The sequence below is a fragment of the Intrasporangium sp. genome, from assembly GCF_032907665.1.
Classification (GTDB): domain Bacteria; phylum Actinomycetota; class Actinomycetes; order Actinomycetales; family Dermatophilaceae; genus Intrasporangium.
Genome location: NZ_JAJJPG010000176.1, coordinates 1 through 5,916 on the forward strand (window position 1 = coordinate 1; position 5,916 = coordinate 5,916).

Consider the following 5,916-nt stretch of genomic DNA (forward strand, 5'->3'; position numbering starts at 1 on the left):
GGGTCTGGACGCGGAGCTTGGCGTCGAGGTTCGACAGCGGCTCGTCCATGAGGAAGACCTGCGGGGAGCGGACGATGGCGCGGCCCATGGCGACGCGCTGGCGCTGGCCACCGGAGAGGGCCTTCGGCTTGCGGTCGAGGTAGGCGGTGAGGTCGAGGATCTTCGCGGCCTCCTCGACGCGCTTGCGGATCTCGGCCTTGTCGACGCCGGCGATCTTGAGGGCGAAGCCCATGTTGTCGGCGACCGTCATGTGCGGGTAGAGCGCATAGTTCTGGAAGACCATGGCGACGTCCCGGTCCTTGGGGGACAGGTTCGTCACGTCGCGGTCGCCGATGAGGATGCGACCGGAGTTGACCTCCTCGAGGCCGGCGAGCATGCGCAGGGCGGTGGACTTGCCACAGCCGGAGGGGCCGACGAGGACGAGGAACTCCCCGTCGGCGATGTCGATGTTGAGGTTGTCGACCGAGGGCTTCGCGTTTCCTGCGTACTGCTTCGTCGCGTTGTCGAACGTCACTGTTGCCATTGGCGTCTTTGCCTTTCCTTCACCGGCAGGAACGTGCCGGACGATCCGTTGTAAAGGGTGCCCTCCGGTTGGTGGGCCTCTCGATCATGTCGTATGCCGCTGGGCTGGGTCCACAGGACACCCGCCCTTTGTGTGCCGGCCCGGTCGATCAGCCCTTCGTGCCGCCGGCGGTGAGGCCGGCCACGAGGTGCTTCTGCGCGAAGAAGAACACGATCCCGGCCGGGATGGTGATGAGGATCGCCGCCGGCGTCATCAGCTCCCACAGCGGCAGGGTCGGAGGTCGCGGGACGAAGGTCTGCAGTCCGTAGGCAAGGGTGAACTTGTCGTTGGTGTTGATGAAGGCGCTCGCGTAGGCCACCTCACCCCAGGCCGTGAGGAAGGTGTAGAACATCGTCACGGCCAGGCCGGGACGGGCGAGGGGGAGGATGACCCGCCAGAATGTGCCGAACGGCCCGAGCCCGTCGACCGAGGCCGCCTCGTCGAGGTCCTTGGGGATGGTGTCGAAGTAGCCGCGCAGCATCCACGTGCAGAAGGGGACGGCGACGGTGCAGTAGGCGATGACGAGCGACGCCGGGGTGTTGATGAGCCCGAGCGAGGACATGATCGCGTAGATCGGCACGATGAGGATGGCGACCGGGAACATCTGCGTGATGAGGAAGGTCCACATGAGGGGCCGCTTGCCGGGGAAGTTGTAGCGCGAGATCGCATAGCCGGCCGTTGCCGCCATCGCCACCCCGAAGATCATCGTGAGCGACGCGACCACCACGGAGTTGCGGAACCAGATGAGGAAGTCGGTGTTCTGGAGCAGGTTGAGGTAGTTCTCGAGCGTGGGGCTGTCGATCGGGGCGAGCGAGCCGAGGTTCTCACGGGGCTTGAGGGAGGCCAACGCGATCCACACGACCGGGAAGATGGCGATGAAGGCCGTGAAGATGAGGAGCGCGTGGATGCCGATGCTCGCGACGGGGGAGCGCTGTCCGCGCGGACGGGACCTGCTCATGGTCACCACACCTCTCCCTGCTTGCGCAGGAAGTATCGATAGCCGATGGAGTAGACGATGAGGATGGAGAGGATGAGGACGCCGTAGGTCGCGGCGAGCGAGTAGTCGCGAATCCCCTCGAAGGCCGCCTTGTAGGCGCCGGTGACGAGGATGTCGGTGGTCCCCCCCGGGCCGCCGCGGCTCATCAGGAAGATGATCGGGAACATGTTGAAGGTCCAGATCGTGCCGAGCAGGATGACCGACGCCGAGACCGGCCGCAGGCTCGGAAGCGTGACGTTGACGAAGCGCTGCCACGGCGTCGCGCCGTCCATCTCCGCTGCCTCGTACAGCTCGCCGGGGACCGACTGGAGGCCGCCGAGCAGCGCGACCATCATGAAGGGGACCCCGAGCCAGATGTTGACGATGATGACGGCGGCGAGCGACTTGGCCGTCGTGTCGAAGAAGTCGATGCGTGACTGGCCCAGGGCGACGAGGACGGCGTTGATGATGCCGTAGTCACGGTCGAAGATGAACTTCCACGCGAATGACGCGACGAAGGCGGGGATGGCCCACGGGATGATGAGGAGCACCCGATAGAGGCCGCGGCCCCGGATCTCCCGGTTCAGCAGGACGGCGAGGCCGAGCCCCAGCGTGTAGTGGAAGAAGACGCAGACGACGGTCCAGATCAGGGTGATGCGGAACAGCTGCCAGAAGTTGCCCACCTGACCGGTCAGCAGGTTGGTGTAGTTCTCCAGGCCGATGAAGCTCCACCGGCTCGGGTTCGGCTCGCAGACCTCTCCGCCGCCGAGCGTCTTGCGGCAGACCTCGACGGCCTGGTTCGCCTCGTTGATGTCCGTGAAGGACATCCAGATCCCCTGGACCAGCGGGTAGAACACCAGGACGGCCAGCACGAGGACGACTGGCGTCACCATCGCCCACGCGTACCAGTACCTGTCGAAGCTGTGGCGCAGCCGTGTCATTCGCGTTCCTCTGGGGTCTTCGGGAAGCTGCCGAGAGTGGGATCCACAGCGGTGGCGGCGGGACGGTCGGGTCCCACCGCCACCGTGTTGGCTCACCGAGTCCGGTCGAGCCGGACTCGGCCGACCTCACTGGGTCGCGTAGTCCTTGACCGCCTCGGTCTTGTACTTCCGCGCGACGTCGTCGAGTGCCTGCTGTGCGTCCTCGCCCTGGACGAGCATCTTGGTTGCGGCCTCGTCGAGCGGGCCGAAGAGCTTGCCGCCCTCCGGGATCCAGGCGCGCTCGACGGCGACCTCCATGACGGGCTGGAACTCGCCGACGATGGGGTTGGTCACCTGGTCGTACGCGGACGTGCGGGTGGGGAGCAGGCCGAGGGTGTCGGCCAGCTTGGCCTGGCTCTCGGCGCTCGCCATGAACTTGACGAAGGCGATGGCTCCCTGCGCCTTCTCCTGCGGCATGCCGGACCAGACGACATAGTTGTGGCCGCCGACCGGGGCGCCGGCCTTGACCGAGCCAGCAGGGACGGGCGCGATGCCGAGGTTCTCGAGTCCGCCGAACGTCGTGGCGCCCTTGATGTTGTTGACCTCCCAGGGACCGTTGATGATCATCGCAGCGTTGCCGGCCTTGAACTCGTTCATCATGGCTGTGTAGGCGTCGGTGGCCGGCGGCTTGGCGAAGCCGGGGGACGCCAGCAGCTCCTGGGCCTTCTTGACGCCGGCAACGGCCTCGGGGGAGTTGACGGTGATCTTCTTGGCGTCGGGGTCGATGAGGTCGCCGCCCTCGCCGTAGATGAACGGCAGCATGAAGTAGCCCTGCGGGTTGAGGTAGACGCCGGTCTTGCCGGTCTTCTCCTCGATTGTGGCCGCGGCTGCCTTCATCTCGTCCCAGGTCGTGGGAGCCTCGACGCCGGCCTCCTCGAGGAGCTTCTTGTTGTACATCAGCGCGAGCGAGTCGGTGACCTGCGGCACGCCGTAGGTCTTGCCGTTGTACTTCGTCGACCCTGCAGGGGCCGGGAGGAAGTCGCTGGCGTCGGCGGTCAGCTCGGTGCCGTCGAGCTCGTAGAGGTAGCCGAGGGAGGCGAACTCCGGGACCCAGGCGACCTCGGCGCGGAGGATGTCGGGCGCACCCGACTTCGCGGCGGCGGCGGTCTTGAACTTGTTCTGGGCCTCACCGAACGGGACCGACTGGTAGTTGATCTTCACGTTCGGGTAGGTCTTGTTGAACTCGGTGATGAGCTCCTTGAAGGCAGGCGCCTCGTTCGTGGCGTCCGACGTGTCCCACCACGTCAGGTCGGCCTTGATGTCCGCCGGGTTGGCGGTGGGGGCGCTGGACTGGGTGGCTCCGGGCTCGGTCGTGGTGCCCGAGTCGCCGCCACAGGCGGCGAGGGCGAGGCTGAGGCCCGCGACGGCCGCGACGGCCTTTGCGGTGCGACGCATGTGCAACTCCTTGGAATCGGGTGGGGTGACACCGTGTGATCGGAGTCAAGCACTCAACTGCAAGTCTTTGCAAGAATCCGGCGGAATTTCTGCAAGAATGGTGCAAGATCGGTGGCATGACCTGGCGTTCCTCCCTGTCAGACCGCGAATCACTTGGTCCGTCACCGGCCGGGTCCAGCGGGAGGACGCAAGAGAGAGGCGGCTCGTGAAGGCAAGACTCAGGGACATCGCCGACCAGGCGGGCGTGTCCGAGGCGACGGTCTCGCGCGTGCTCAACGGCAAGCCCGGGGTGGCGGACTCGACGCGGCAGGCCGTCCTCACCGCCCTCGACGTGCTCGGCTACGACCGGCCGTCGCGCCTGCGGCGCAAGTCGGCGGGACTCGTCGGCCTCATCGTGCCGGAGCTCACCAACCCGATCTTCCCGGCCTTCGCGCAGGAGATCGAGACCTCGCTGGCCCAGAACGGCTACACACCCGTCCTGTGCACCCAGACCGCCGGCGGCGTTCACGAGGACGACTACGTCCAGATGCTCCTCGACCGCGGCGTCGCCGGGATCATCTTCATCTCGGGCCTGCACGCCGACTCCAACACCGACCCCCAGCGCTATGTCGCCCTGCGGGAGCGGGGCCTGCCCCTCGTCCTCGTCAACGGCTACATCGAGGGCGTCGACGCGCCGTTCATCTCCAACGACGAGGTGGCCTCGATGGGGCTCGCGCTCGATCACCTCGTCAATCTCGGACACCGGGAGATCGGGCTGGCCGTCGGTCCGGTCCGCTTCGTGCCCGTCATCCGCAAGATCGCCGGCTTCCGCAACTCCATGCAGGAGCTGCTCGGCCGGTCCGACCTCGACGACCTCATCGAGTGCTCTCTCTTCTCCGTCGAGGGCGGCGCGACCGCGGCCGGGCGGCTCATCGACAAGGGATGCACGGCCGTCGTGTGCGGCTCGGACCTCATGGCGCTCGGCGCGATCCGCGAGGCGCGCAAACGAGGGCTCCACGTGCCCCGCGACTTCTCCGTCGTCGGCTACGACGACTCGACCCTCATCGCCTTCACCGATCCGCCCCTGACGACGGTGCGTCAGAGTGTCATGGCGATGAGCGCGGCAGCCGTGCGGGCGCTCCTCGACGAGATCGCGGGGCAGCCGTCCCCGCGTGCGGAGTACGTCTTCCGTCCCGAGCTCGTCGTGCGCGGCTCGACGGGTGCGCTCCGGCGCTGACCCGCCGCTGGCCGTATGCCGCTGAGCTCCCCAGCGCTCGCGCCGATCCTCACGCTCGGTGCGCAGGCCAAAGCGCCAGGCCTGCCCTCGTGCTCGCGCCCCGGAACTGCAACACGCCCGGCAACTCACAACCGATCCGCGAAATATCAGGACTGAGTTGCGAAGTTCCGGGCGTGTTGCGAGGGGTGCCGCACGTGGTGCGTCAGGGCAGGGCGAGCTCGCCGCGGGCCAGCACGAGCCGGTCGAGGGCAGCGACGACGGCGGACTCGTCGTCGACCCGGTAGCGGGCGGCGGTCGATCCTGCCCCGACCTTGACCGTGACGTCATCCGGACGGGTCAGCCGAGTGAAGACGTCCTCGTCGGTGACGTCGTCGCCGAAGTACACCCGTGCGGTCACGGCCTGGTCTCGTCCCAGGGCGGTGACCGCCGACCCCTTGTCGGCATGCGACACCGACAGCTCGAGGACCGACTTGCCCTTGAGTACCTTGACGCCCGGATGGGTGAGGGCGAGCTCGCGGGCTTCGGTGACGGCAGCGTCGGCGACCTCGCGCGGCAGGCCGCGGGTGTGGACGACGACGGCAGCGGCCTTGTGCTCCAATGTCGCTGAAGGGTGCCGCTCGGAGATCAGCCGCGTGACGTCTTCCGTGATGGCGGCGAGCAGTGCCTCGTCCTCGAGAGAGATGTTTGCCGCCTCCATCGCGTCGCGAACGGCTCGGCTCGAGGACTCGGCCCCGTGGCTGCCGATGAGCACGATCGGCTCGTCCTCGGCAATCGACGTGAGGGTCCG

6 protein-coding genes are annotated in these 5,916 nt (G+C 67.3%); 1 reads left to right on the forward strand and 5 read right to left on the reverse strand.

Annotated features, from left to right (window positions below; all coding sequences use genetic code 11):
• The 4 genes from LOY02_RS17395 to LOY02_RS17410 form a co-directional block, all read right to left on the reverse strand.
• Positions 1 to 523 (reverse strand): ABC transporter ATP-binding protein (locus LOY02_RS17395; RefSeq protein WP_317183631.1); only part of this gene is annotated, 523 nt, incomplete at its 3' end.
• A 148-nt stretch (positions 524 to 671) separates the two neighbouring features.
• Positions 672 to 1,520, reverse strand: coding sequence for a carbohydrate ABC transporter permease (locus LOY02_RS17400; protein WP_317183632.1), 849 nt, complete (start codon positions 1,518 to 1,520; stop codon positions 672 to 674).
• Positions 1,521 to 1,522: 2 nt separating this feature from the next.
• Positions 1,523 to 2,479, reverse strand: coding sequence for a sugar ABC transporter permease (locus LOY02_RS17405; protein WP_317183633.1), 957 nt, complete (start codon positions 2,477 to 2,479; stop codon positions 1,523 to 1,525).
• A 126-nt stretch (positions 2,480 to 2,605) separates the two neighbouring features.
• Complete coding sequence (locus LOY02_RS17410) at positions 2,606 to 3,913, reverse strand: extracellular solute-binding protein (protein ID WP_317183634.1); 1,308 nt, start codon at positions 3,911 to 3,913, stop codon at positions 2,606 to 2,608.
• 205 nt (positions 3,914 to 4,118) lie between these two features.
• Here LOY02_RS17410 and LOY02_RS17415 point away from each other — a divergent pair, with 205 nt between their 5' ends.
• On the forward strand, positions 4,119 to 5,129 hold the full coding sequence (locus LOY02_RS17415; protein ID WP_317183635.1) for a LacI family DNA-binding transcriptional regulator: 1,011 nt from the start codon (positions 4,119 to 4,121) through the stop codon (positions 5,127 to 5,129).
• A 202-nt stretch (positions 5,130 to 5,331) separates the two neighbouring features.
• On the opposite strand, the gene otsB is transcribed toward LOY02_RS17415, so the two are convergent.
• The coding region (otsB, locus tag LOY02_RS17420) for a trehalose-phosphatase (RefSeq protein WP_317183636.1) at positions 5,332 to 5,916 on the reverse strand (585 nt) is incomplete at its 5' end.

Coding starts and splice junctions, on each gene's coding strand:
- LOY02_RS17405 (WP_317183633.1), bottom strand. CDS start 2,479: ATGACACGGCTGCGCCACAGCTTCGACAGGTACTGGTACGCGTGGGCG.
- LOY02_RS17410 (WP_317183634.1), bottom strand. CDS start 3,913: ATGCGTCGCACCGCAAAGGCCGTCGCGGCCGTCGCGGGCCTCAGCCTC.
- LOY02_RS17400 (WP_317183632.1), bottom strand. CDS start 1,520: ATGAGCAGGTCCCGTCCGCGCGGACAGCGCTCCCCCGTCGCGAGCATC.